Annotated in this window: 21 protein-coding genes; 8 read left to right on the forward strand and 13 right to left on the reverse strand. The window is 70.4% G+C overall.

Translation table 11 applies throughout. From position 1 onward, the window contains the following. Position 1 precedes the first annotated feature (1 nt). The 7 genes from QE377_RS03095 to QE377_RS03125 all read right to left on the reverse strand — a co-directional run bounded on the left by QE377_RS03095 (position 2) and on the right by QE377_RS03125 (position 9,438). On the reverse strand, positions 2 to 3,463 hold the full coding sequence (locus tag QE377_RS03095; protein ID WP_307319618.1) for a hypothetical protein: 3,462 nt from the start codon (positions 3,461 to 3,463) through the stop codon (positions 2 to 4). A gap of 124 nt (positions 3,464 to 3,587) precedes the next feature. Further along, positions 3,588 to 3,887 (reverse strand): glycosyltransferase, encoded by a 300-nt coding sequence (locus tag QE377_RS03100; RefSeq protein ID WP_307319619.1) that lies wholly within the window; start codon positions 3,885 to 3,887, stop codon positions 3,588 to 3,590. An 868-nt stretch (positions 3,888 to 4,755) separates the two neighbouring features. Then, complete coding sequence (locus QE377_RS03105) at positions 4,756 to 6,231, reverse strand: LCP family protein (protein WP_373459507.1); 1,476 nt, start codon at positions 6,229 to 6,231, stop codon at positions 4,756 to 4,758. Further along, positions 6,228 to 6,695 (reverse strand): 5-(carboxyamino)imidazole ribonucleotide mutase, encoded by a 468-nt coding sequence (gene purE, locus QE377_RS03110; protein ID WP_307325849.1) that lies wholly within the window; start codon positions 6,693 to 6,695, stop codon positions 6,228 to 6,230. The genes QE377_RS03105 and purE overlap by 4 nt, the downstream gene beginning before the upstream one ends. 108 nt (positions 6,696 to 6,803) lie before the next feature. Then, positions 6,804 to 7,940, reverse strand: a complete 1,137-nt coding sequence (locus QE377_RS03115) for a 5-(carboxyamino)imidazole ribonucleotide synthase (protein WP_307319621.1) — start codon at positions 7,938 to 7,940, stop codon at positions 6,804 to 6,806. A 74-nt stretch (positions 7,941 to 8,014) separates the two neighbouring features. Continuing rightward, positions 8,015 to 8,572 (reverse strand): PH domain-containing protein, encoded by a 558-nt coding sequence (locus QE377_RS03120; RefSeq protein WP_307319623.1) that lies wholly within the window; start codon positions 8,570 to 8,572, stop codon positions 8,015 to 8,017. 71 nt (positions 8,573 to 8,643) lie between these two features. Further along, positions 8,644 to 9,438 carry a biotin--[acetyl-CoA-carboxylase] ligase gene (locus QE377_RS03125; protein ID WP_307319625.1) on the reverse strand — a complete coding sequence of 265 codons (795 nt, stop codon included), beginning with the start codon at positions 9,436 to 9,438 and terminating at the stop codon, positions 8,644 to 8,646. 159 nt (positions 9,439 to 9,597) lie between these two features. Between QE377_RS03125 and QE377_RS03130 the strand changes: the two genes are divergently transcribed. Then, positions 9,598 to 11,187, forward strand: coding sequence for an acyl-CoA carboxylase subunit beta (locus tag QE377_RS03130; protein WP_373459508.1), 1,590 nt, complete (start codon positions 9,598 to 9,600; stop codon positions 11,185 to 11,187). After that, positions 11,184 to 11,411: an acyl-CoA carboxylase epsilon subunit gene (locus tag QE377_RS03135; protein ID WP_307319629.1), complete on the forward strand. Its 228-nt coding sequence runs from the start codon at positions 11,184 to 11,186 to the stop codon at positions 11,409 to 11,411. The genes QE377_RS03130 and QE377_RS03135 overlap by 4 nt, the downstream gene beginning before the upstream one ends. A gap of 261 nt (positions 11,412 to 11,672) precedes the next feature. Here QE377_RS03135 and QE377_RS03140 read toward each other — a convergent pair whose 3' ends face one another. From QE377_RS03140 to QE377_RS03155, 4 genes are read right to left on the reverse strand one after another with little or no spacing between them, the layout of a single operon-like run. Beyond that, positions 11,673 to 12,719, reverse strand: a complete 1,047-nt coding sequence (locus QE377_RS03140) for a hypothetical protein (RefSeq protein WP_307319631.1) — start codon at positions 12,717 to 12,719, stop codon at positions 11,673 to 11,675. Beyond that, positions 12,716 to 13,954: a sensor histidine kinase gene (locus tag QE377_RS03145; RefSeq protein WP_307319632.1), complete on the reverse strand. Its 1,239-nt coding sequence runs from the start codon at positions 13,952 to 13,954 to the stop codon at positions 12,716 to 12,718. The genes QE377_RS03140 and QE377_RS03145 overlap by 4 nt, the downstream gene beginning before the upstream one ends. Continuing rightward, complete coding sequence (locus QE377_RS03150) at positions 13,944 to 14,606, reverse strand: response regulator transcription factor (RefSeq protein WP_307319633.1); 663 nt, start codon at positions 14,604 to 14,606, stop codon at positions 13,944 to 13,946. Before QE377_RS03150 ends, QE377_RS03145 begins: the two co-directional genes overlap by 11 nt. A gap of 4 nt (positions 14,607 to 14,610) precedes the next feature. Next, entirely contained in the window at positions 14,611 to 15,888 is a 1,278-nt protein-coding gene (locus QE377_RS03155; protein WP_307319635.1) for a class I SAM-dependent RNA methyltransferase, read from the reverse strand. 90 nt (positions 15,889 to 15,978) lie between these two features. Here QE377_RS03155 and QE377_RS03160 point away from each other — a divergent pair, with 90 nt between their 5' ends. After that, the gene (locus tag QE377_RS03160) at positions 15,979 to 16,632 is read left to right on the forward strand and encodes a nucleoside triphosphate pyrophosphatase (protein ID WP_307319636.1); all 654 of its coding nucleotides are present in this window, start codon (positions 15,979 to 15,981) and stop codon (positions 16,630 to 16,632) included. Positions 16,633 to 16,731: 99 nt separating this feature from the next. Continuing rightward, positions 16,732 to 18,498 carry a biotin carboxylase N-terminal domain-containing protein gene (locus QE377_RS03165; protein ID WP_307319638.1) on the forward strand — a complete coding sequence of 589 codons (1,767 nt, stop codon included), beginning with the start codon at positions 16,732 to 16,734 and terminating at the stop codon, positions 18,496 to 18,498. Between the two features lie 173 nt (positions 18,499 to 18,671). On the opposite strand, the gene QE377_RS03170 is transcribed toward QE377_RS03165, so the two are convergent. After that, positions 18,672 to 20,132, reverse strand: coding sequence for an NAD(P)H-quinone dehydrogenase (locus QE377_RS03170; protein ID WP_373459509.1), 1,461 nt, complete (start codon positions 20,130 to 20,132; stop codon positions 18,672 to 18,674). An 89-nt stretch (positions 20,133 to 20,221) separates the two neighbouring features. Between QE377_RS03170 and QE377_RS03175 the strand changes: the two genes are divergently transcribed. Genes QE377_RS03175 through QE377_RS03185 form a run of 3 tightly spaced genes read left to right on the forward strand, consistent with a single transcriptional unit; the run spans position 20,222 to position 23,315 of the window. Next, positions 20,222 to 21,055, forward strand: coding sequence for a purine-nucleoside phosphorylase (locus QE377_RS03175; protein ID WP_307319641.1), 834 nt, complete (start codon positions 20,222 to 20,224; stop codon positions 21,053 to 21,055). Further along, the gene (locus QE377_RS03180; RefSeq protein WP_307319643.1) at positions 21,052 to 22,725 is read left to right on the forward strand and encodes a phospho-sugar mutase; all 1,674 of its coding nucleotides are present in this window, start codon (positions 21,052 to 21,054) and stop codon (positions 22,723 to 22,725) included. Before QE377_RS03175 ends, QE377_RS03180 begins: the two co-directional genes overlap by 4 nt. Beyond that, entirely contained in the window at positions 22,722 to 23,315 is a 594-nt protein-coding gene (locus QE377_RS03185) for a GNAT family N-acetyltransferase (RefSeq protein WP_307319645.1), read from the forward strand. The genes QE377_RS03180 and QE377_RS03185 overlap by 4 nt, the downstream gene beginning before the upstream one ends. A gap of 344 nt (positions 23,316 to 23,659) precedes the next feature. Here the strand turns inward: QE377_RS03185 and QE377_RS03190 are convergent, their stop codons facing one another. After that, positions 23,660 to 24,814 carry a transcription antiterminator gene (locus tag QE377_RS03190; RefSeq protein ID WP_307319647.1) on the reverse strand — a complete coding sequence of 385 codons (1,155 nt, stop codon included), beginning with the start codon at positions 24,812 to 24,814 and terminating at the stop codon, positions 23,660 to 23,662. A 28-nt stretch (positions 24,815 to 24,842) separates the two neighbouring features. On the opposite strand from QE377_RS03190, the gene QE377_RS03195 reads away from it, so the two are divergent. Next, on the forward strand, positions 24,843 to 25,415 hold the full coding sequence (locus QE377_RS03195; RefSeq protein ID WP_307319648.1) for a hypothetical protein: 573 nt from the start codon (positions 24,843 to 24,845) through the stop codon (positions 25,413 to 25,415). Positions 25,416 to 25,442 lie beyond the last annotated feature (27 nt).

The raw sequence follows: 25,442 nt of genomic DNA on the forward strand, positions 1-25,442 counted from the left end.
GTCAGCGAAGCGCGCCGTCCGCCACGATCTGAACGGTCGGTGAAACTCCATAGGTGGCGGTAACCCAGGCGCGCTGCTGCTCATCCATGGGAGACAATCCTCCCGAGGCGAGATAGACCTGCGAGGCGGATGCTTCACGCACGAAATGCGGGCCGGTCGCCGCTCCGGAGGTGGTGACTGCCGCGACCACGTCGGCAGGGGTGGCGGAGAACGCCAGCGAGCCATAGTCCGTCGCGTTGACGCGGAGCCACCCGTTCGTCGCGAGCACGAGGGTTGCGCCGTTGGACGAGGCCCGAGAGGGAAGCGTTGCGCTGGCCGGCAGCTTGGCGAGGGACGCGCTGCTCAACGCCACCGCCCGCGCCCGGATTGCATCGACCCGAGCCGCGCTCGGTACATCGACGACACGTCCCGTGCCCGTGATGATGCGCATATCGGCCGAATCGGTGAAGACCCCCGCGCCGACGACGGGGGCGCCGACGGCGAAGGACTGCAGGAGCGTGTTGCTCACCGCGGTCGCGTTGGCACCGATTCCGTAGGGCGCGAGGACCGCCGGGTCAGGAACCTCTCGGCGCACCCCTCCCTGAAGGAGCCACTTGTTGCCCGAGCCGGAGACGATGAGCGATTGCAGCGTTCCGCGGTCGTTCAGACCGGTCTGCGCGAAACTCATCGTCGTCGCAGCCGCACAATCGCGGCCGAGGTCAACGGCGACCGAACAACTGGTGAGGCGGTAGAAGGCACCCTCGTCGACCAGCGCCACAGCACCGCTCGGATCCTTCACGAGCGAACCGACCGGCAGCCGGAGCCCGCTCGCACCGCCCGCGGCAAGGGTCCAGGTGTACGAGGGCACCCCGTAACGCGCCACGATCCACGCGTGGGTGGCCGCGTCGGCGACAGACTGCGCGTAACCGCCGGAGATCAGATACTCCTGCCCCGAGTTGCGTTCCCGGATGAAGTGCGGACGGGATTCGTACGAGTACAGTCGCACCCCGAGCCACCCCGCGCTTCCGACTTCGGTGAACAGCTGCATACCGCCGTACTGAGCCGGATCGACTTCGAGCCATCCGAGCTCGGTGAGGATGAAGGCCCGGCGGTCGCTCAGCATCCGAACCGGAAGATCACGCTGCGCGCCGAGGAGCGCGAAACTCCCCTTCGTCAACGTGCGCATGCCCGCGGTCACGACGCTGAGGCGGGTCGCGTCCGTCAGCCGGTAGGCGCCGCCTGGCGTCGCCAGCGCGTACTGACCGTTGCCGTCGGAGAACGCGCCGGAACCGATGACGGGGGTGCCGATCGACAAGGCGTCGATCGTGGCACCAGTGACGGCGCTCGACGCGGATCCGATGCCGTAGGGGGCGAGCACGCGTGCATCCGGAACCTCCCGGCGCCCTCCGGACTGGATGAGCCAGGTGCTGCCATCGGGTTTGCGAACGAGTCGTTCCAGCGCACCCTGCAGGGGGATCGCCTGCAGCTGCGCGGCGGTCTTCACGGGAGCCGTGCTGCACTGCGCGCCCCAGTCGGCCACCTGGGCGCAGTCGAGGAACTGATAACGACGGCCTCCATCGATGAGGAACACGGCTCCTGCCGCGTTCTTCACAATGGCGTCAGTGATCGCGACGGGCGGCAGCCCCAGCGAACCGTCCAGTGTCACCCAGACGCGCGAGTTCACCCCGTATGCGGCGACGATCCAGTTCTGCTCCGCAGCGCTGACCGCTTGGCGGGTCCCCGCGGAGATCAGATAGACCGTGGGGTCGGACTGCTCTCGCACGAAATGCGGTCCGGTCGCGGCTCCCGCACGCGGGATGCCGTCGGCCGATCCCGACGCCAGGGGGCTGAAGGTGACGAGCGATCCGTAGGCGTCGACCTGTAGCCAGCCTTCGGCAACGAGGAGATACTGCGCGCCGTCGACCGTTGTGCGGGCGGGAAGGTCGGCTCCCACACCGATCCTGGAGAGGGATTCAGCGGCGAGAGGCTTCGCGGCCGCAGTGAAACCCGCGACGCGAGATGAAGCGGGGACGGAGTAGTTTCCGCCACGCGTGACGGCGACCATCTTGCCGCTCGGATCCGTGTAGATCCCAGGGTCGAGGACGGGATCTCCGACTGCGTACTCGGCGCCCATCGTGTCGGAAACGGCGGTGGCGACCGCAGGGATGCCGTATCGCGGCAGGATCCCGAGGTCTGTCATCTGACGCCGCGTGGAGCCCTGGATGAGCCAGGTTCCGCCCAGCGTGACGGCGGCGCGCTCCAGGAATCCGCCGTTCGGATAGTTCTCCACCTGCGCCTGGAGCACCAGCGGCAAGGAGGCGCAGTCCCATCCGTACTCGCTGGCGACCCCGCACGAGGCGATACGGAGCCTGCGTCCGCTATCGAGCAGATACAGCTCTCCGTTGTCCGTGCGGACGGCACGGGGCGCGATCCCGCCGTCCGTGAACGTCGCGAGCTCTCCCGAGGCCGCGTTGCGCGATCCTGCGATCCACTGGAACTGCCCCGCGCGTTCGGCCGTGGAGAACCGGTACTTGGTGGTTCCCGAGACGAGATACATGTCGCCGTTGGCCGGGTCGCGCAACAGACTGGCGTAGCCGCCGCGCGTGGAGCCGAACCAGTCGACGTAGTACTGGTAGAAGTTGCGATTGCCGTAGCTCGAGCAGCCATCGCCGAGCCCGTACCCCGCGCGCAGCGCGGCGGCGTTCGGCTGGTACGGCGTATAGGTGTACAGCGACGCCGTGGCCCAGTTCTGAATGTTGATCGTCGTTCCACCGCAGCCCGCGTTCGGGTTGTACTGGATGTAGTTCGACCCCGGTTGCTTGCCGAAGCGGGCAGCCGAGTAAGTCTTGAGCTGAGTGACGCCGCCGACGATCTGGGGTCCGAGGCCCTTGAACGCCGGGTCGCACGGCGCGGTGTCGGGGCAGGCCTGTCCCATTGCCGCGTTGAGGTTCCAGTCGCTCGGAGCGCGACTGGTGGTCAGCCCCTGCTCCTTCTGGAGCGTGACGAGGATGACCTTGGCGGAGATGCCGCAGGCGATCTGCACGCGGTAGATCAGCTCCGACACCCGCATGGTGCCGCCCTGGATCGCACTGCAGATGAGGTTTCCGGTGGAAGATGACACCCGCGCGTCGCGGGACGAGATGCTGGCTGTCGAAACGTTCAGGCACTTGCCGTTGGAGCACGTGCCGATGCGCTGGTCGAGGAACGTCTGAATCTCGGCGGACGTCATGGCGTTGCCGTCGAAGAACAACCGGTCGGAGATGATGTTGGTCGGATCGAACTGGCTGAGATCCGCGGCCTTCACGATCCCCGCCGCCACCGCCTCCTGCGCCACACCCGCCGCCCTCGCGCTCGATGCCGCGGGCTCCGCCGCCGCGGCGACCGTCGTCGACGTCGCGGGAAGGAGCAGCCCCACAGCGAGCGCGATCAAGGCTGGGATCGCAACCCAGCGGCTACGACTGGGCTCGAGGCCGACGGGACGCATGTGACGAGTGTGACGCAAGTTACGCATGTTCACCAAGGTTGTGCGGGGGGCGCGGAGCGCCGGGGCGCAGCACGCCCCGGACTACTCTCACACGCGCGTCGTCCCCTGCTGCCGCGCCCCGCCGTTACAGCTCGGAGTGCAGCGCCCAGACCCGCTCTGCGTGATCGCGCCAGGAGAATGCGCGGCCGCGATCAGCGGCGCGGACCGCGTACCGCTTCCGGCTCTCCTCTGAGGCGAGGACCTGCCCGAGGGCATCCGAAAGCGACTCGACGGGGGCGATGAGCGCGCCGTCGAGGAGCACCTCTTCGTGGACCGCCGACGCCATCGCCACGATGGGCACGCCCAGGGCCAGCGCCTCGACGGCCCGCCACGGGAATGCGCTGAGCGCGGACGGGGAGACGAGTGCGCTCGCCGTATCCAGCACGGACGCCCGGTCCCCCGGCGCTGAGATGGGCGTGCACGCTGACCCGCTCGGGGGCGAGCCCGGCCGCCGACGCGAGATCCCGGACGCGGCCCTTCTCCTCCGCCGCGGCGTCCATCACCACGACACCGCGATCGCATCCGCGGGAGCCGATCGCCGAGAAGGCCGCCGCGAAGGCGGCGTCGTCGCACCGGGAACCTGCCACGACGATGACGTCCTCCGCGACGCCGAGCTCGCGACGCCGCCCGACCGCGTCCGACGGAACCGTGAAGCCCTGGGGCGCGGCTCCGGGGATGACGCGCACACGACCGGCCAGTCGCGGGGCGACCTCGCCGAGCTTCGCCGCGAGCGCGTGGGTGGGGACGACCACGGCGTCGGCGAACTTCTCGGTGCGTCTCATGAGGGCCCGCTGGGCGGCGACTGCGCCGCGCGGAAGATCGCCAGGGATCTCCCACGCGCACAGCTCCCACAGCGTCACGACGGTCTGATCGTTGTCGTTGACGCGATCGTGACGCACCAGCGGCGCGAGCGGCCCCGGCGCATGGATGAGTCCTCCGCCGATCCCGGGTGCGATCCCGAGCTGCCAGGACGCAGCCAAAGCGGGTCGCGCCAGGGGGGCGCGCCAGACGTCTGCCAGTCCCGCGATCTCAGCCGCGGCGTTCTCCGCCCCCGCCGGCACGATCGCACCCACGGCGCATCCGCGTGGCGCGGTCCTCACGAGAGCTGCGGCGATCTCCCGCGCGGCTTCGGCGGCGTCCGGATCGACCACATCGATCAGCTGATCGAGCACGAGGCGGAGCGTGACGGTCATCCTTCGAGACTACCCATCCGTTCACGCCCGCTTCTGGGAGCTCGCCGCGCCGGTAGGCTCTCAGCCCTGCGGAGCCGGGGACGGCGTGGGCGGGTACAGCGCCTGCTGAACGATCTGGTGCACCTTGTCGTAGTCGGGATGGCGATCATCGATACCGCCCTCAGGGGTCAGCTCGATCGAGGTGACCTGCTGCTCCTTCGCCTTGATCGCGAGCTCCACGAAGTACCCGAGCATGGTCTGCGGGACATCCGTCTTGACGAGGTGCGTGCCGGCCGCCGCAACATCCTGGAACCTGCTGAGGACGTTGCCCGGGGTGAACTGGGCGAGGATCGCCTCCTGCAGCTGACGCTGACGCAGCATGCGGTCCCAGTCGTTCGTGGTGTAGCGCGATCGGGCGTACCACTGGGCGGTGTCGCCATCCATGTGCTGCTCGCCGGGTTCGATCCACCCGATCGCCCACTCCTCGGCGCTCTGTCCCTCGTAAGCGGGACCGCCGCCCTTCGGCAGACGCTCGGTCACGTTGATGTCGACACCACCCAGGGCGTCGATCAGGGCGGCGAAACCGTCCATATCGATGAACGCGTAGAACGGGATCTGGATGCCGAGGATCCCCTCCGCCGCGTCCTTCGTCGCCTCGACCCCGGGCTCGGAGCCGTTGGCGACCGCATCCGGATAGATCGAATTGCCGTCCTGGCAGACCTCGACCTCGGTGCGCAGCTGGTTGATGCCGCTGCCCCACCCGCACGTGGAGCTGGGGTGGGACTCGTGGCCGTTCGGGTACTTGTCCTGCATCGGCCCCGGGGCGAACGGGAAGTTCGGCATGTCCCGCGGGATTCCGAAGATCGTCGTCGCGCCCGTGTCGGCGTTGATCGAGACCACCGAGATGCTGTCGAAGCGCATGGAGTCGCGGCCTTCGCCGCTGTCGGCGCCGAGCAGGAGGATGTTGTAGTAGCCGTCGACCGGCTCCACAGCGGGCCCGGTCTGGGTGAAGACCGAGCCGAGCGCGTCGCGCGCAGCGCCGACCGAGTTCGATGCCCAGACCGCCCCCGCGCTGGAGAGCACCAGTGCGGCGATGGCGACGATCGAGGTGGCCAGCCGCGCCCAGGGCTGGATCTTCACGAGCCGGACGAGACGCAGGGTGTCGATCGTCAGGACGATCCACAGCCCGGCGTAGAGGAACAGGATCCCCTGCACGACGAGCATGGGCACCGGCCGGAGCAGTACCAGCCATCCCGGCACCCAGGCCCCCGTCGCGAGGTCGACGAAGGTCCCGACATCGACCAGCGCGATCACCGCGCACACGAGCGTGAGTGCCCAGAGCAGCAACGTCGCGCCGAGGCCGAACCGTCCGAGCCTCCGGTTGCCCGCCAGTGCCTGAGCGGAGCCCGGAACCAGGAAGTTGAGCACGACGAGCCACCATGCGCGTCGCGTCATCACGGCACGTGACGAGCTGTCCGGATATCGGAGCGGATAGGGGTTCACCACCGGTGCGGCGGCCTGGCGCCGCCCGGGGCGGGGCGGGCTCACCGCGCTCACAACGAGTCCTTCAGCCGCTGGTTCTTCTGCTCGACGACCTGCTCGAGCTCGCGCGCGTACGACTCGAGGCGATCGGCGATGCCGGGATCCGATGCACCGAGGATCCGCGCCGCGAGGATTCCGGCGTTGCGCGCCCCACCGATCGAGACGGTCGCGACCGGGATCCCGGCCGGCATCTGCACGATGCTCAGCAACGAATCCAACCCGTCCAGCGTCGCGAGCGGGACGGGGACTCCGACGACGGGCAGCGGTGTCACGGATGCGAGCATTCCGGGCAGGTGCGCGGCTCCGCCCGCGCCGGCGATGATGACCCGCAGGCCGCGCGATCGCGCCTCGACGCCGTAACGATGCAGCTTCTCGGGTGTGCGGTGCGCCGAGACGACCTCCACCTCGTGCGGGATACCGAACTCGGTGAGAGCGGCCGAAGCCTCGTTCATCACACGCCAGTCGGAATCGGAGCCCATGACGACGCCGACCAGAGGCGCCTCGGAGGAATGCAGCGGCCGGGTCACCCGTCAAGGCTAGGCGGCATCACTGGAAGATCACCGCAACGGCGCGCGAGGTCGGAGCCGTCAGTCCAGGAAGTGCGCGGCGGCCGCCCTCGCCTCGTAGACGACGTCGTCGAGGTCGTCGCCGGCGACGTTCACGTGCCCCACCTTGCGACCGGGGCGCGGCGCCTTGCCGTAGGTGTGCACCTTCGCCGCCGGATGCGCGGACATCGCCGCATCGAAGCGGTCCTCGAGCGTCCCGTCGGCGGGCCCGCCCAAGATGTTGATCATGACCGACCACGGCGCGCGCGCGTCTGCCGAGCCCAGCGGGAGATCGAGCACGGCGCGCAGATGCTGCTCGAACTGGCTCGTGACCGCGCCGTCCTGGCTCCAGTGGCCGCTGTTGTGCGGACGCATCGCCAGCTCGTTGACGAGCAGCCGCTCGTCGGTGGTCTCGAACAGCTCCACCGCCAGCATCCCGGTGACTCCGAGGCCGTCCGCGATCGCGACGCCGATGCGCTCGGCCTCCGCGGCCAGGCGGCCCTGCGCACGGGGCGCGGGAGCCACGACCTCGGCGCAGACGCCGTCGCGCTGGACCGTCTCGACGACGGGGTACGCGACGATGTCGCCGGAGGGCCGCCGCGCGACCTGCTGCGCCAGCTCGCGGCGGAAGTCGACGAGCTCCTCGACCAGGAGAGCTCCGCCGCGGGCATCCTCGGCGAGCGCCGTGAACCAGTCCTGCGCTTCGGTCGCCGCGGACACGACGCGCACACCCTTGCCGTCGTAGCCGCCGCGCGGCGTCTTCACGACCGCGCGATGGCCGTGGTCATCGAGGAACTCCTGCAACTGGTCGGTGTTCTCCACGCGCGCCCAGTCGGGCTGGGGCATGCCGAGCTCCGCCAGTCGCTCTCGCATCTCGAGCTTGTCCTGCGCGAACCGGAGCGCGTCGGGGCCAGGATGCACGGCGATGCCGTCGGCGACGAGAGCGCGCAGCACGTCCTGCGGCACGTGCTCGTGGTCGAAGGTCAGCACATCCACGTCGCGGGCGAAGGCGCGCACCGTCTCGAGGTCGCGGTAATCGCCCACCGCCGTCGCGGCGAGCGCCGCGCTCATCCCCTCGGACTCGGCCAGCACGCGGATCTCGAGACCGAGCTCCGCTGCCGGGGCGATCATCATCCGGGCAAGCTGTCCGCCGCCCACGACTCCCACACGCACCGCCATGATTCCCCTTCCGGACGCTGACCATTCTTCCTCACGCGGGCGACCGGGGCGGGCGCTGCACGCGCGTCGGCGGATCAGGCGGGGGCGCCGGGCGGCGCGGGAAGCGGCTGGGCGTCGCGGTGGGCGAGGATCTGGTTGACCTCGACCTGGTCGACGAGCACCTCGTGCAGCAACTGCACCTGCGGGATGCGGCGGATGACGAGCGGCTCCTCCACGCCGTCATCGAGGATCAAGGTCCCGGTGCGCCACAGCCGCTGCAGCGGCCCTCTGCGCACCGTGATGCGGTACCCGCGGACGTGGCTGAGCTCGCGGGAGCGGCGCCCGAAGGCGCCCGAGCGCTCGATGACGCGACGCGTCGTGACCGTGTAGGTGTGCGAGAGCCAGGCGAGAAAGGGGACGACCACGAGCACGACGACGACGAGCGCCGCGGCGAGCACCAGCATCCAGTCCTCGAACGGCGCCGGGAGATTCCCCAGGAGGTAGCCGACGGCTCCGGAGACGCCGATGAGCACGAGGGCGCACCACAGGAGCCGCCGGGCATGCCTGCGGGTGCGCACGATACGACGCTCCGGCGCCGCGACACCGGGAGCGGGTGTCGGCGGGCGGACCCCGAATCCGGTCGGCTGCGTCACGTTCCCATTGTGCCCTGCAGCGCCGCGCGCACGCGGCTCACACGCCCGCCACCCCGCGACGGGTGCGCCGTCTATCGGACGTGCGTGACATCTCCTGCGGCCACCGGGATCTCCGCACCGCCCGCGGCGACGACCAATCGCCCCTGCGCATCGATGCGCTCGGCGCGACCTTCGAGCGTCGTGCCGTCCGGCAGCGACACCACGACGTCGCCGCCCAGCGTCGTGCAGACGCTCTCGACGGCGGACAGCACGCCCGCCGCGACCGCGTCGCCCTCGGCGTCGATGAGATCCGTGAGCAGACGGTCGAGACCGCTCAGATAGTCGGCGAGCAGCCTGTCCTCATCGGCCTCCTGTCCGAGAGCGGCGAAGGAGATCGCCGTCGCCACGGGCAGATCGACGCGCGGCATCCGCGTGTTGACCCCCGCGCCGACCACGACCGCGTCGAACTCGCCGGGCACCGCCTCTGCCAGGATGCCGCAGATCTTCTGCCCCTCCACGAGCACATCGTTCGGCCACTTGAGCCCCACCGCCTGGGGGATGCCATGCAGTTGCGCGGCGATCGCGCGCGTCATCGCGACGCCCGCGATCAACGGGATCCACCCCCGAGCATGAACGGGCAGAGCGCCCACGCGCACCACCACGGAGACGGCGAGCGCCGTGCGGGCGGGCGTGACCCAGGTGCGATCCAGCCGGCCGCGGCCTCGGCGCTGGTCGGTCGTGACCAGAACGGACAGGTGCGGCCATCCGGCATCGTCCGCCAGGACGGCGGCGACCGCATCCGCGTTCGTCGAGTCGGTCGTCTCGACGACCTGCACCCGGGGGCTGACGGCGGCGGCGAGCGGGTATCCATCGGCGGGGATCGGCATGGCCCACACCCTACTCGCGGCCCCGGATCGGACTCCCCCGTTGACAGCCGGGGCTCTCCCCTCACGGCGACGGCATCGGAGACAGACGACAGCGGATGCGGCACACCCCTGTCGACACCCTCCAACGCCAGGGGAGACGGCGCCGATAGGGTGGAACGCGTGACGGACAGCCCCGACCTCTCGACCACCGCAGGCAAGATCGCCGACCTGCGCCAGCGCTACCAGGAAGCGGTCGTCAACGCCGAGAAGAACGCGCAGACGAAACAGCACGCGAAGGACAAGCTCACGGCGCGCGAGCGCATCGAGCTGCTGGTCGATCACGGCAGTTTCGTGGAGATGGACGAGTACGTGCGTCACCGCACGACGGCCTTCGGGATGGAGCGCTCGCGCCCCTACGGCGACTCCGTCGTGATCGGCACCGGCACCATCCACGGCCGCACCGTCGCCGTGTACGCGCAGGACTTCTCCACCTTCGGAGGCTCGCTCGGCGAAGTGGCGGGCGACAAGATCATCAAGATCATGGAGTTCGCGCTGCGCGCGGGCTGCCCCTGCATCGGCATCCTGGACTCGGGCGGCGCCCGCATCCAGGAGGGCGTGGTGGCCCTCGGCAAGTACGGCGAGATCTTCCGCCTGAACACCGCGGCGTCCGGCGTGATCCCCCAGATCTCGCTCATCATGGGCCCCGCCGCGGGTGGTGCCGTGTACTCCCCCGCCCTCACCGACTTCGTGATCATGGTCGACAAGACGAGCCAGATGTTCGTGACCGGACCCGACGTCATCAAGACCGTCACGGGCGAGGATGTCGGCATGGAGGAGCTGGGCGGGGCCCTCACGCACAACACCCGCTCCGGCGTCGCGCACTACCTCGCAGAGGACGAGGACGACGCGATCGACTACGCCCGCACCCTGATCGGTTTCCTCCCCGACAACAACATGTCGGAGGTCCCGGGCTACGAGGGCGCCTTCGAGTTCGAGACGACGGATGCGGACCGCGCGCTCAACACGGTGATCCCCGACTCGCCGAATCAGCCCTACGACATCCATCAGGTCATCGAGCACGTGGTGGACGACGGGGAGTTCCTCGAGGTCCAGCCTCTCTTCGCCCCGAACATCGTGATCGGCTTCGGCCGCGTCGAGGGCCGCACGGTCGGCGTCATCGCGAATCAGCCGTCGCAGATGGCGGGCACGCTCAACATCGACGCGGGAGAGAAGGCCAGCCGCTTCGTCCGGTTCTGTGACGCGTTCTCGATCCCGATCGTGACGCTCGTGGACGTGCCGGGCTACCTGCCCGGCACCGACCAGGAGTGGACGGGTGTCATCCGCCGCGGCGCCAAGCTGCTCTACGCCTACGCCGAGGCGACGGTCCCGCTCGTCACCGTGATCCTGCGCAAGGCCTACGGCGGCGCCTACATCGTGATGGGCTCCAAGCAGTTGGGGGCGGACATCAACCTGGCCTGGCCGACCGCGGAGATCGCCGTCATGGGCGGGCAGGGAGCCGTCAACATCCTCTACCGCGGCGAGATCAAGCGCGCCGAGGAGGCCGGCGAGGACGTCGCCGCCGTGCGCGCCCGGCTGGCGAGCGAGTACACCTACAACGTGGCATCGCCCTTCCTCGCCGCCGAACGCGGCGAGTTGGACGGGATCATCGAGCCCGCTCAGACGCGCGTCGCGATCGCGAAGGCGCTGCGCTCCCTGCGCGGCAAGCGCGCCAGCCTGCCGCCGAAGAAGCATGGGAACATCCCGCTATGACCCTCGAGGATTCCGGCGAGGCGCTGCGGATCGACGTGCGCCGGGGAAACCCGGACGACGTGGAACTCGCCGCGGCGATCGCGGTCGTCGCCGCCGCCTACCGGCAGGAGGAGCAGGGCGCGGTGGCCGCGGATCCGATCCGCCGCTCCGCGTGGTCGCTGTCTCAGCGCGGACTCCGGCAGCCCCTGCGGCGTGAGGCCGGATGGGGCGGATACAGCGGCTGAGCCGCCCCCAAAGGAGCGCCCACGAAGGTGTCCCCCAAAGTACCTACAGACACCTCAGCACCCCCTTCGCATACTGGAGGAGCTGGAACGCATCTTCGCGTTCGATCGGCCCGTTGACCGTCAGGGTGCACCAACCGGGTTCGATCTTGCGGGTGGTTTTCGGGTAACCACTCGCCCGGAGACGAGGGGCGAGCGACTCGCCGCCCCTCGTCTCCTTTCCTTTTCCCGGTGCGCGTGCGCCCGGGTGCAGGAGCACGGGTCTCAGCCCGCCGGATGCTCGATCTCGCGCCACAGGTCGACGCTGTCCTCGTCGGACAGGCCGAGCGTCGACGAGGCGCGCCCGACGACGGTGACGGCGACCCGCTCATCGGGCGATGTCCTGATGTAGAGGCGTTCCGATCGCGCTGAGCGCAGTGTCTGGGCGAGTTCGGCACGGATGACGTGAAGCTGTTCCTCGGCCAGCCCGTCGAGCCCGCCCTCGTCGAACATGGTGACCATGGCACCGCGCCGGCGCGCCGCATCCAGCGCTTCGCGGACGTCGGCGTCCAGCAGGCGCGGTCCGCGCAGTTCATCGCGCAGCCGCCCCTCGGCGATGCGGGCATCGGTGCGCTCGTCCTCCGACAGGCGCCCGCCCGTCGCGATCGTGCGCGCCAGCACGGGACCGGCGACAGCGAGTGCGCGCTGCACCTGGATGCGACGCTCCCGTTGTTGGGACCCCTGCGCCGCTTGCACGGCGGATGCGGTGCGCTGCAGTTCGCCGAGCCGTTCGGTGTCGCGCGCCGCGCGGTCCAGGGCGAACGTGAAGAAGTGGGCTCCGGTGACCCAGACCACCGAACCGACCAACCCGAGACCGAGCGCGGGGATCGGGCCCAGGAGCACCATCGACCATCCGGTGAGCACCGCGGTGCCGCTCCACGCCGCCCAGGGCCTGCGGCGGATGACGAGGATCGTCATCAGCGCACCCAGGCCTCCGATGTACCACGTGGCGTACTGCTCGGTGCGGGCTTCGAGGGGGATCGCCGCGGAGATGAGCGGCGGGAGCACCATGGAGACCAGCAGCGCCGCCACGCACAGCCACATGGGAAGCCGGTTGCTGCCGCGCGCGACGGTGATCTCCTGGCTGCGCGTGCGCAGTCCGGAGGTCATCCCCCAGAAGATGCAGAACCACGCGACGACGAGGAAGAGGATGAGCGCCGTCCACAGCAGCGGCGGCTCGCTGACGGGGCCGGTGATCCAGGAGGCGCGCGCGACGAGGAAGCCCGTGAAGGCGAGGCCGAGCATCATGACGACGAAGCGGATGCTGATCACGGGCGCACCGCCCGCCACGTCATCGTGACCCGGGTTCCGTCCTTGGAGGAGACCACCTCTGCGCTCCCGCCGAACGCGCTCACGCGGGCCAGGATGGAGGCGCGGATCCCGAGCCGATCCGCGGGCACCTCGTCGATGTCGAAACCGGGCCCGCTGTCGGCGACGACGATGACCACGCGGCCGGGCTCGGCGCTGCCGCTCACCCGCACTATCAGTCCGGCTCCCGCGGCGTGCTCCACCGCATTGGAGATGGCTTGGGCTGCTGCGAGAGCCAGCGCCCGCGCCACCCGGCCGGGCACCTCCGGGGTGTCGGGGTCGAGGTCGACGACGAGCTCGGCGGGGCACCGTGCGTCATCGATCGTCCGCCGGATGTCGGCGACGATCGCCTCCGCCGACACGGGGGCGTCGCTGCCTTCGCCGACATCGCGGTCGGTGTTGGCCAATCGGGTCAGCGCCTCGCGGGCCATGGACACCGCCAGATCGCGCTCACGGGGCGTCTCCGCGCGTTCGGCGGCCAGCAGCGCCGCGAGCACGCTGTCGTGCATGAGCGCCGCCACCGCGACGCGTTCACGCTCGGTGGCGTTCACGGCGGCGGCTTGGGCGTACGAACTCACGGCGCGCAGGCGCCGCTCGTCGATCGTCGAGGACGCGGTGCGGAACGTCCACGCCAGCATCATCAGGACGCTGCCCAGAATGAGGGAGAACGAGGTGTCCAAGGACACCGCGATCCACGCATCGGCCACGAAGCGCAGCTCGATCATCCGGACGAGTCCGTAGGCGAACGGGAGCAGCACGGTGATCGCGACGTGGACGGGCCGCGGGAAGACGATGACGCTCGCCACGGTGGCGACGGTCACCAGGAAGTAGATCCACGGCTGATACGTGATCGCCGTCTCCGACCCGGCCGTGGCCCATGGCCAGACGGCGAGCGATGCGGTGTAGGCAACGACGAAGAAGCGCCCGCCGAAGAGCGTGAACCGCCCGCTGAAGAACGTGACCTCCATGACCACGAACGGCACGAAGACCACGAGCATGAGAGCGAGCTCCCACCCCTCCCGCACGTCCTGCGCGCCGAGGGCGGCGAAGAAGGCCTGCGCACCGAGTGCGCCGAAGGCGAGGGCGACCGACACCGCCATGACTCGCTCCACGCGCTCCCGTGTGAACGAGGCGATGCCGGGGATGCCGGTGCTCTCGAGTTCTTCGCGGAGGACCCGTAACGGTCGGCTATCGGTCATGGGCGCCCACCGACTGCTCCGTGAGCAGTCCGTCCTCCAGCGCGCGCCGCAGCAGGTCGACCTTGGTGGGAGCGGGTCTGCCCACCTCGACGTACTTCACGCGGATGCGCGTGATGTTCTCCTTCGCCGTCGAGAAGGCGATGCCCAGGCGATCCGCCACGATCTTCAGCGGGAGTCCCGCGGCGTAGAGCTTCAGCACCTCGCGTTCACGCGTCGACAGCTGCGCGTCGGCGAAGGCGCGGTCCCCTTCGATCGCGCTGGCCCACTCGACGGTGTTCAGCACGTCCCCTCTGGCGACGGTCGCGATCGCTCCGACGACGTCCGAGATCGGGGAGGCCTTGCTGATGACGCCGGCCGCTCCGGCGAGCAGGGCTTCGCGCACGGATGCGGGCCGGTCGGCCACGCTGTAGATGATCACCGCCGACCCGTCGCCCGTCAGCCGGGTGACGTTCTCGGTGACCGTGGTGCCGTCGCCGAGCGTGAGATCCAGCACCACGACGTCGGCCTGCTCGCCTCCCCCCGCGCGCCACGCGAGGTAGGAGGTGACGGATGCTCCGGAGTACACGACATCGGTCGTGCCGGTGCGCGCGCAGGCGGCCTCCACCCCGAGCCGCACCGACTCGTGGTCGTCGATGAAGGCGACGCGCGTCATGCGCTCATGCTAGCCGTGCGCCCGCCCGCCGCAGAGTGGCGACCGCCTCGACGTGGTGGGAGTGCGGGAACAGATCGACCCCGCGCACCGCCTCGGCCTCGTAGCCGTGCAGGCGGAACTCCGCGAGGTCGCGCGCGAGCGCCACGGGGTCGCACGCGACGTAGACGATGGCATCCGGCTCCAGGCCGGCGATCGCGCGCGCCGTGTCCTTACCGGCCCCCGAACGGGGCGGATCGAGCACGACCACGCCACGGGCGAGTCTCGCTCGCTGATCGCCGCTCGCGTTGTTCGCGAGGTCGGCCACCCAACGCTCCACGCGCGCCGTCTCGGCCCGTGCACCCACCCACTGCGCCAGGTTGTGCCCCGCGTGCTCGGTGGCGCGGGCGTTGGACTCCACGCTCGTGATGCGGGCCGAGGGCCCTGCGGCGTCCCCGATCGCCGCCGCGAGCAGCCCGACGCCTCCGTACAGGTCGAGATGCCACCCCTCCGGATCCGCGCCGACCTCGTGGAGCGCGTCGCCGACGAGTGTCGTCAGGGTGCCGGCCGCCAGTCGGTGCACCTGCCAGAATCCGCCCGCATCCACACGGAACGCTCGCTCGCCGACCCGCTCGGTGACGACCTCGGGCCGCGCGGCACGCTCACGTGCGTCGGGCCGCGCGATCACCCGCACGCGGCCGTCGGCGGGCTGGACCAGTTCCACGCGTCCCGGTTGCGCTCCGGAGAGCGCCTCCGCCGCATCCCCGATGGCCGCGGTCGCCAGCGGCAGCTCGCGAACCGGCACGACCCGATGGCTGCGTGCGCCGAAGGGACCGATGTTCCCCTCCGCGTCGACGTGCAGGCTCACCCGCGTGCGCCAGCCGGTGCCGTCCGCACTCTCGGTCTCACCGCTCGCATTCGTGTGCGCCGCCTCCATCGTCGCCGGAATCGACAGCCGTCCGATGCGGGCCAGGGCGTCCTCGAGCACGCGGAGCTTGAGCGCCCGCTGCTCCGGCAGGACGATGTGACCGAAGTCCGCACCGCCGGGGCGGTTCTCGGCGGGCACCGAAAGATCTGCCTGAGACCAGACATGCGGCTGCCGGTGCGGCGATGCGTCGAGGACCTCGACGACCTCCGCCCGCCAGAAGGACTTCTTGGACGTGTCGGTGAGGCGCACCCGCACCCGTTCGCCCGGCACCGTGTCCGGCACGAAGACGACGCGTCGCTCGTCGCCGTGCCGCGCGACGAACACGCCGCCGTGGGCGACGTCGGTGATCTCCAGGTCGAGGTGCGTTCCGGCATCCATCCTTCGAGCTTCGCACACGCCCGCTCCCCGGCGCCCGGCGGCGACCCCCGCTCCGGCGGGCGCGCACGGACGACGGGCTACCGTGGAGGGATGCGCGTGCTCCTCGCCTCGACATCGCCCGCCCGGCTCATGCTGCTTCGCCAGGCCGGGATCGAACCGCGCACCACTGCTCCCGACGTCGACGAGGAGGCGGTGATCGCCGCCGTCGAGGCCGCGGAGGGGCGCACACTCACCCCCACGGAGCACGTGCTGCTGCTCGCGCGGCGCAAGGCGGCGGCCGTCGTCGCCGCGCTCGAGGAGGACGGCGAGGACTTCGACGGCGTCGTCATCGGCGGCGACTCGATGTTCGAGCTCGACGGCGAGATCTTGGGCAAGCCCTACACGCCGGAGGCCGCCACGGCCAGGTGGCGCGACATGCGCGGCCGCACAGGTGTGCTGCATTCCGGGCACAGCGTGATCCGCCTCGCCCCCGGCGCCGCGCCGATCGAGGCGCACGCCGTCGCGGCGGCATCCGTGAGCTTCGCCGCGGATGTCACGGATGCGGAGATCTCCGCCTATGTGGCAACGGGCGAGCCGCTGCTCGTCGCCGGCGCGTTCACGGTCGACAGCCTCGGCGCGCCCTTCATCACGCGCGTCGAGGGCGACCCGTCGACCGTGGTGGGAATGTCGCTCTCCACGCTGCGAGCGCTGTGCCGCGAGCTCGGCGTGGTGTGGACGGATCTGTGGGGACCCTCCACCGACTGAACCCACGTCGGGACTGTTGTAGGTTCTCCCGAACAGATTTATTTGTTCTTGTGGAGTTCGGTCAAAAAGACACGGCAACCTCTCGCTAGGCTGGCACTCATGCCTCGCATCGCCAAGGTCCTCATCGCGAACCGCGGCGAGATCGCCGTACGCATCATCCGCGCCGCCCGTGACGCCGGGATCGCTTCCGTCGCGGTCTACTCCGACCAGGACCGGGATGCGCTGCACGTGCGTCTCGCCGACGAGGCGTACGCCCTCGAGGGCACCACGAGCGCTGAGACCTACCTGTCGATCGAGAAGATCCTGTCGGTCCTGCGGCGCGCCGGTGCGGACGCGGTGCACCCCGGCTACGGATTCCTCGCCGAGAACGCGGACTTCGCCCGCGCGGTGATCGGCGCAGGCGCCACCTGGATCGGCCCCTCGCCCGACGCCATCGAGGCGCTCGGCGACAAGGTCACCGCGCGCCACGTCGCCGAGAAGGTCGGCGCACCGCTCGCCCCGGGGACCCCCGGTCCCGTCTCCGGCGCGGACGAGGTCATCGCCTTCGCCGAGCAGTACGGACTGCCCATCGCCATCAAGGCCGCCTACGGCGGAGGCGGCCGAGGCCTCAAGGTCGCGCGCGAGCTCGACGAGGTCGCGGAGCTCTTCGAGTCCGCGACCCGCGAGGCGATCACCTCGTTCGGACGCGGCGAGTGCTTCGTCGAGAAGTACCTCGATAAGCCCCGCCACGTCGAGACGCAGTGCCTGGCGGATGCGGCAGGCAACGTCGTCGTGATCTCCACGCGCGACTGCTCGCTGCAGCGCCGCCACCAGAAGCTCGTCGAAGAGGCTCCGGCGCCGTTCCTCACCGAGGAGCAGAACCGCATCCTGTACGAGTCCTCCAAGGCCATCCTGCGCGAGGTGGGCTACCTCGGCGCGGGCACCTGCGAGTTCCTCATCGGCGCGGACGGGACGATCTCCTTCCTCGAGGTCAACACCCGCCTCCAGGTGGAGCACACCGTCTCCGAGGAGGTCACCGGCATCGACCTCGTCCGCGAGCAGTTCCGCATCGCCGAGGGCGAGCTGATCGGCTACGACGACCCGGCTCCCGTGGGCCACTCGATCGAGTTCCGCATCAACGGTGAAGACCCGGGACGCGGATTCCTGCCCCAGCCCGGCCCCGTGAAGGTCTTCAAGACCTTCGGCGGCCCCGGCATCCGTCTCGATTCGGGCGTCACCGCGGGCGATGTCGTCTCGGGCGCGTTCGACTCGCTGCTGGCGAAGCTGATCGTGACCGGGCGCGACCGCGCGGAGGCGCTCGCGCGGGCCCGTCGCGCCCTCGACGAGTTCGAGGTCGCGGGCCTGCCCACCGTCATCCCGTTCCACCGCGATGTCGTGCGTCAGCCGGCGTTCACCGCCGAAGACGGCGTCTTCGGCGTCTACACGCGCTGGATCGAGACCGAGTACGTCAACGAGATCCCGGCGTGGGACGGCGAGCTCGGCGACATCGCGCAGCCCGAGCAGCGGCACACAGTCGTCGTCGAGGTCGGTGGGAAGCGTCTCGAGGTGAGCCTGCCCGACCGGATCGCCGCGGCCCCGGCGCAGACAGGTCGCCCTGCGGCCGTGCCCCCCTCGCGCCGTTCGCACCAGACGACCGCCAACGCGGGCGCCTCCGGCGATGCCGTCAAGGCGCCGATGCAGGCGACGATCGTGAAGGTCGCCGTCTCGGAGGGTCAGCAGGTCGTCAAGGGCGACCTCGTCGTCGTCCTCGAGGCGATGAAGATGGAGCAGCCGATCCAGGCGCACAAGGACGGCGTGGTCGGCGCGATCAACGCCGCCGCGGGCACCACGGTCTCCGCGGGGCACCAGCTCCTGACCATCAACTGACCCGCCCGGGCCGCCCGCCCGGATGCCCGAGTTGCGTCGCATGTGCGCAGCTGCGCCACTTCTGCGCACATGCGACAGTCATTCCCTGTGGCGGGCGCGCAGAAGTGTGGCGGCAACGACGCGAGAGCGCGGCGCGGTGACGTCTCCGGATGCGGCGCGTCGCCGCATCCGGATCAGTCCTCGTCTTCGGTGGCCGGCTCGATCACGTGCATGGCTCGCATCGCGTCAGTCACAGAGCCCGACAGCGACGGGTACACGGTGAACACGCGCGACACCTGGTCGACGGTCAGACGGCGCTCCACGGCGATGGCGATCGGGTAGATGAGATCGGATGCACGCGGGCCGACGATCGTGCCGCCGATGACGGTTCCGCTTCCCTCGCGCGCGATGATCTTGACGAAGCCGTCCTTGATGCCCATCATCTTTGCCCGCGGGTTGGCCGCAAGCGGCATCTTGCACACGACGCCGTTGATCGCGCCGTCGCGGATGTCCTTCTCCTGCCAGCCGACCGTCGCGATCTCGGGGGCGGTGAAGATGTTGGCCGCGATGCGTCGCTGCTCGAGCGGGATGACGACGTCGCCGAGGGCGTGGAAGATCCCGGTTCGCCCCTGCATCGCGGCGACGGAGGCGAGCGGGACGAAGGTCGTGCAGTCCCCCGCCGCGTAGATGTTGGGCACGGAGGTGCGCGCGACGCGGTTCACCCGGATATGGCCGGACTCCGTCGTCTCGACGCCGGCCTCCTCGAGGCCGATGCCCGCCGTGTTCGGGATGGAGCCCACGGCCATGAGGCAGTGGCTGCCCTCGATGGTGCGGCCGTCCGCGAGGGTCACACGGACGCCGTCGCCGGTGTTCTCGGCGCGCTCTGCGCGCGCCTTGGCCAGCAGCGTCATGCCGCCGCGCGCGAACACCTTCTCGAGCACGGCCGCGGCATCCGCATCCTCACCCGGAAGCACCTGGTCACGGCTGGAGACGAGCGTCACCTTCGCGCCGAGGTTCATGTAGGCGGAGGCGAACTCCGCGCCCGTCACCCCCGAGCCCACCACGATGAGGTGCTCGGGGATGGTCTTCATGTCGTACAGCTGGGTCCACGTGAGGATGCGTTCGCCGTCGGGCTTTGCGGTGGCGAGCTGCCGCGGGGAGGCGCCGACGGAGACGACGAGCGTGTCAGCCTCCACCCGGTCGAAGTCCGTGCCGCCGGGACCGGTGGAGGCGACCACCGCGCCGGGCCCGTCGAGGCGACCATGGCCCGAGATGATGCGCACGCCCGCCGTCACGAGCGACGCGCGCATGTCGTCGGACTGCTGACGGGCGAGGGAGAGGAGCCGCTTGTTCACGGCCGCGAGGTTGATCGCCACCTGCGGCTGCAGGGGCTTGCCGGTGCCGTCCTTCGCGAAGAGCTGGACGCCCAGATCGCTGGCTCCGGCGATGGCGACAGCCGCATCCGCCGTGGCGATGAGGGACTTCGAGGGAACGACGTCCGTGATCACCGCCGACCCGCCGACACCGGCGCGTTCGACGAGCGTCACCTCGGCTCCCAGCTGGGCCGCCGCCAGCGCCGCTTCGTAGCCGCCCGGGCCACCACCGATGATCGCGACGCGCTGGGCGCTCTCGAAGCTCGCAGACATGGTGCTCATTCTCTCCCCCGACGGCGCGCGCCGACGAATCGGCGGGCGCGGAGAGCGTCGATGTGGCCCGCGGGGCGTCGGGTTCATAAGGTGGGGACATGGCAACGACCCCCCTCAACCCGCTCGACGACCCGGCGGCCGACCCGTTCGAGATCGCCCGCCGCGCCGCCGACGACATCGCGCGCCTCACCGGCGTCGCCCAGCACGACATCGCCCTCACGCTCGGCAGCGGCTGGGGCAAGGCCGCGGACCTCATCGGTGAGACCGTCGCGACGATCGAAGCGCCGGAGGTCACCGGCTTCAGCAAGCCGGCGCTGGAAGGTCACGTCGGCACGCTTCGCAGCGTCCGCACACCCTCCGGCACGCACGTGCTAGTGATCGGCGCGCGAACGCACTATTACGAGGGCCACGGCACCCGCCGCGTCGTGCACAGCGTGCGCACGGCCGCCGCGACCGGTGCACGCACCATGGTGCTCACCAACGGTGCCGGCGGGATCAAGGACCACTGGAAGCCCGGGACGCCCGTCCTGATCAGCGACCACATCAACCTCACGGCGGACTCGCCGCTCGAGGGCGCGACGTTCATCGACCTCACCGACCTCTACTCCTCGCGCCTGCGGGATCTCGCACGCACGGTCGATCCGGGCCTGGACGAGGGCGTCTACTGCCAGTTCCGCGGACCGCAGTACGAGACGCCCGCCGAGGTGCAGATGGCCAAGATCATCGGCGGACACATCGTCGGCATGTCGACCGCGCTCGAGGCGATCGCCGCGCGCCAGGCCGGGATGGAGGTGCTGGGCTTCTCGCTCATCACCAACCTCGCCGCGGGCATCTCCCCCACCCCGCTCAGCCACGCCGAGGTGATCGAGGCCGGCCGCGAGGCGGAGCCCGTGATCTCCGACCTTCTCGCCCGTGTGATCGGCCAGCTGTGAGCGACGTCGTGGAGGCCGCCCGCGCGTGGCTCGCGCAGGACCCCGATCCCGAGACGCGCGACGAGCTCACCGACCTGCTCACCGCGGCGGATGCGGGCGACGCATCCGCTCTCTCCGAGCTGGAGAATCGTTTCGGCGCCCGCCTCGCCTTCGGCACGGCGGGACTGCGTGGCGAGCTCGGTGCGGGCAGCAATCGGATGAACCGGGTCCTCGTCGCGCAGGCCGCCGCAGGGCTCGCCGCCTACCTCGCGGCGAACGCCGCCGAGGGCCACACGCCTCGCGTCGTGGTGGGCTACGACGGACGCCGCAACTCGGACGTCTTCGCGCGCGACTCGGCGGAGATCTTCGCGGGTGCCGGGCTGGACGCCGTTCTGCTGCCGAGGCTCCTGCCCACTCCGGTCCTCGCCTTCGCCGTCCGGCATCTGGATGCGGATGCGGGCGTGATGGTCACCGCCAGCCACAACCCGCCCAACGACAACGGCTACAAGGTGTACCTCGGCGGAGCCGACGACGGATCGCAGATCGTTCCTCCCGCCGACGGTGAGATCGCGGCGGAGATCTCGCGCATCGCGACAGAGGTCTCGGCGAGCGAGATCCCCCGCTCGCTGGGATACCGCACCGCATCCGAGGAAGTAGTCGAGGCGTACGTCTCCGCGACCGCCGCCGTCGGGCCCGCTCCTGCGGGTGCCGAGGGACTGCGCTGGGTCTACACCGCCATGCACGGCGTGGGCGGCGAGACGCTGGGGCGCATCGTCGCCGCGGCCGGGTACCCCGAACCCGTTCAGGTGGCCGCGCAGGCCGAGCCCGATGGGCGTTTCCCGACGGTCGCCTTCCCGAATCCTGAAGAGCCCGGCGCGATGGACCTCGCCTTCCAGACGGCACGGGAGGCGGATGCGGAGCTCATCATCGCCAACGACCCCGACGCCGACCGCCTCGCCGTCGCCGTGCCCGATGCGGATGCGGAGGGCGGCTGGCGTCGCCTGACCGGCAATCAGATCGGGCTGCTGCTCGGCTGGCGCGCGGCGCGCAAGACGGCCGAGGCCGGCGCATCCGGGACGCTCGCCTGTTCGCTCGTCTCCTCGCCCGGGTTGCAGACCGTCGCCGAGCACTACGGCCTGGGCTTCACCGCGACCCTCACCGGCTTCAAGTGGATCTCGCGCGCGCCCGAGCTGATCTTCGGTTTCGAGGAGGCCCTCGGCTACCTCGTGAACCCCGAGACCGTGCGCGACAAGGACGGCATCTCTGCGGCTGTCGCGGCGCTCGAGCTGGCGAGCGAGGCGCGTGGCGCCGGGAAGAGCCTGCAGGATCTGCTCGATGAGTTCGACCGGACGTTCGGCTTCTTCGCGAGCGACCAGATCTCGGTGCGGGTGCAGGACCTTTCCATCATCGGCACGATCATGACGAGCCTGCGGGCGGATCCCCCGGCGCGCATCGGCGACGTGAAGGTGAAGGCGGTCGAGGACCTCAGCCAGGGGTCGGAGACGCTCCCGGCGAGCGACGTGCTGCGCTACACCCTGAAGGGCGGCTCGCGCGTCATCGTGCGCCCCTCGGGCACCGAGCCCAAGCTCAAGGCGTACCTGGATGTCCGAGGGGATTCGGCGACGGATGCGGCTGAGCGCATCGCGGCTCTCAGCGACGGAGTGCGCGCCCTGCTGGACGCCCGTTCGTGAGCGGTTGGTCCGACGCCCCGCTGCTCGAGAACGCCCACGTGCGTCTCGAGCAGCTGGGGCCCGAGCACGCCGACGACCTCGCGGCGGCCGTCGCGGTCGACGAGCTCTGGCGCACCTGGTACACCCGCATCCCGTCGCCGGACGGCATGCGGGACGAGATCGAGAGTCGACTCGAACGACAGCGGGCCGGCCTCGTCGCCCCCTGGGCGATCGTGTCGGTGCGCGACGGCCGCGCCGTCGGCATGACGACCTACCTCAACCTCGACGAGACCAACCGCCGGCTCGAGATCGGCTCGACCTGGATGGGGCGCGCCGCGCAGGGCGTCGGCATCAACCCGGCCGCGAAACTGCTGCTGCTGGAGCGCGCGTTCGACCAGCTCGGGTGCGGGGCGGTCGAGTTCCGAACCCACTGGCACAATCATCAGTCGCGCGCCGCGATCGCCCGGCTCGGCGCCAAACAGGACGGTGTGCTGCGCAACCACACGGTCTGGTCGGACGGCACGATGCGCGACACCGTCGTCTTCTCGATCATCGACGGCGAGTGGCCCACGGTCCGCGCGGCGCTGACCGCCCGTCTCCGCCACCGCTGACCGCCCGCATCCGCTCACGCGCCGCATCCGTCCGGCCGCGGCGTCCCTGCGGGGGCGGCATCTCTCCGGGGGCGGCATCTCCGTGTCTCACTCGTTCACGCGGATCGCGCCCGTACCCTGCACGAGTGAGACACGAACCCACCGCGGGCATCCGCGCGCCAGCCGCACCCCGCCCGTGTCTCGATTGTTCACGCCGCGGCGCACAATAACGTGCACCCTTGAGACACGCACCACCCCCGCGCCCGTCCGTGTCTCGAACGTTCACGCGCGCGGGCTCCGAAACGTGAACAAGTGAGACACGCAGGAGGAATACCCCCGGTGGGCGCGTACCCGGGAAGCCGGAGTCAGCCGTCGATGACGGCGACGAGCTCGTCGAGGAAGGCGGAGAAGTCGGCACCGCGGCGCACGATGCGCTGCACGGAATCGCGCTCGCTGAACACCTCCACGAACTGCTCGAACACCGTCTGGAACGCCTCACGGTCGGTCTCGGAGAACGCCGCGAGCGCGACGACCTGCACCCGCGAGTCGCCCCACGGCATCGGAGGATCGGCGATGCCGATGGCGATGGCCGTGCGCACCGCGGTCATCCCGATCGCGTGCGGCACGGCGAGCGCGTCGGTGAACGCCGTCGACGACAGATGCTCGCGCTCGATGGCGCGCTCGACGTAGTCCGCGTCGATGACGCCGCGCTGAACCAGCAGACCGCCGAGCTGACGGATGACGCCCTCCTCGCCCTGGGACGCATCGAGCCCGCGCACGAACGACGACGCGTCGAAGTAGCGCTCCAGTTCGGCGCGCAGGCGCGCGAGGCGACGTCCACGGCGGATGCGGCCGGCCACGGCCTGCACGCGCTCGATGTCGCTGGGGGTCAGAAACGGCTGGATCCGCACGAAGCGCTCCCCCGCCACGGGCGCATCGATGGTGGTCAGGACGAGGTCGGTGTCGATCGCGGCCCAGTCGGGGTCGACCCGCGTCTCGACGTCCACCACCTCGATCGCCTGGCCGAGCGAGCGGTCGACGCTCGAGCGGAGCAGTTCGTGCAGCTCGTAGTATCCGGGACACACGATGGTGGCCGTCAAGAGATTGTCGGAGCGGCGGCTGCGCTCGAGCTGCCCGCCGACGTGCATCGCGATGTAGGCGATCTCGTCGTCGAGCAGCGGGATGTCGAGGCGTTCCTGCAAGCGGCTCGCGATGTAGACGGCGACGTCGAAGATCATCGGGTACGTCGATTTCAGCGAGCGCGTCAGCGGGTTGCGCGACCACGCCTTCTCCCGAGCGCGAAGCCGCAGGTTCTGCACGTGCAGACTCAAGCGCTGCACGAACTCGGGCGCGAGGATGTCGACGAGGAACTCGGATGCGGCCTCCGCCACCACCTCGCTCACCACCTGCTCCACCTCGGCGTCCAGGGGCGTCCGCGCCGAGTCGGCGGCGCCGGGGGCGACGATGCGGGTCAGCACGATGGTCGCGAGGTGGATCGTGTCTCCCGTGCCGAGGCGCACGCCCAGATGCTCCTGCGCGAGCTCGTCGATGACCCGGGCGATCGCGGCCTGCGCATCGGTCGGCGTCGTCGCTGCCTCGTCCAGCGCGCGGACCGAGCGAGACCCGGTCGGCCGAGATCGCGATGTGCATCAGCACGTCGGCGATGCCGAACTCGTTCACGTAGTAGCCCAGCTCGCTCAACTGCGCGACGAGCTGCGCCTTGAACTCGCCGAACGCGCGGGGCGCCACGGACTCCTCCCCCAGCGTGCGCCGGAGCGCCGAAAGGTCGAAAGCCCCCTCATCCATCTCGTCGTGAACGAGGCGGCTGAGGAGCCGGCGTTGTGCGGCCTCGGAACCGATGAGACGCGCTCTGGACGCGGAACGCTCGAGGACCAGATCCGTGCCCCCCAGGAGGCCGCGCACCCGGGCCAGGTCGGACTCGAGGGTGGCAGCGCTGACGAACAGCCGGTCGGCCGTCTCGAAGACGTCGATGCCCTCATCGCCGGCGAGCAGCGCCCGCACGATCGTGTGGAGCCGATCGCGGGGGGTTCCCGCATCCGTCGTGTGCGCGCGCAACGTGGTGGCCGCCTCGGCGCCGGCGCGGTAGCCCAGCGGCCCTGACTCGACGGCCCCGGACGCCCGCGCGTT

The organism is Microbacterium sp. SORGH_AS_0862, assembly GCF_030818795.1.
Classification (GTDB): Bacteria; Actinomycetota; Actinomycetes; order Actinomycetales; family Microbacteriaceae; genus Microbacterium.

What these genes read in the sequence shown, in the direction of transcription:
- QE377_RS03170 (WP_373459509.1), bottom strand. Translation starts at nt 20,132, where the DNA reads ATGAGCACCATGTCTGCGAGCTTCGAGAGCGCCCAGCGCGTCGCGATC.
- QE377_RS03145 (WP_307319632.1), bottom strand. Translation starts at nt 13,954, where the DNA reads ATGACCGATAGCCGACCGTTACGGGTCCTCCGCGAAGAACTCGAGAGC.
- QE377_RS03150 (WP_307319633.1), bottom strand. Translation starts at nt 14,606, where the DNA reads ATGACGCGCGTCGCCTTCATCGACGACCACGAGTCGGTGCGGCTCGGG.
- QE377_RS03135 (WP_307319629.1), top strand. Translation starts at nt 11,184, where the DNA reads ATGACCCTCGAGGATTCCGGCGAGGCGCTGCGGATCGACGTGCGCCGG.
- QE377_RS03095 (WP_307319618.1), bottom strand. Translation starts at nt 3,463, where the DNA reads ATGCGTCCCGTCGGCCTCGAGCCCAGTCGTAGCCGCTGGGTTGCGATC.
- QE377_RS03155 (WP_307319635.1), bottom strand. Translation starts at nt 15,888, where the DNA reads ATGGATGCCGGAACGCACCTCGACCTGGAGATCACCGACGTCGCCCAC.
- purE (WP_307325849.1), bottom strand. Translation starts at nt 6,695, where the DNA reads ATGGGCTCCGATTCCGACTGGCGTGTGATGAACGAGGCTTCGGCCGCT.
- QE377_RS03175 (WP_307319641.1), top strand. Translation starts at nt 20,222, where the DNA reads ATGGCAACGACCCCCCTCAACCCGCTCGACGACCCGGCGGCCGACCCG.
- QE377_RS03195 (WP_307319648.1), top strand. Translation starts at nt 24,843, where the DNA reads ATGACCCGGGCGATCGCGGCCTGCGCATCGGTCGGCGTCGTCGCTGCC.
- QE377_RS03165 (WP_307319638.1), top strand. Translation starts at nt 16,732, where the DNA reads ATGCCTCGCATCGCCAAGGTCCTCATCGCGAACCGCGGCGAGATCGCC.
- QE377_RS03160 (WP_307319636.1), top strand. Translation starts at nt 15,979, where the DNA reads ATGCGCGTGCTCCTCGCCTCGACATCGCCCGCCCGGCTCATGCTGCTT.
- QE377_RS03115 (WP_307319621.1), bottom strand. Translation starts at nt 7,940, where the DNA reads ATGGCGGTGCGTGTGGGAGTCGTGGGCGGCGGACAGCTTGCCCGGATG.
- QE377_RS03125 (WP_307319625.1), bottom strand. Translation starts at nt 9,438, where the DNA reads ATGCCGATCCCCGCCGATGGATACCCGCTCGCCGCCGCCGTCAGCCCC.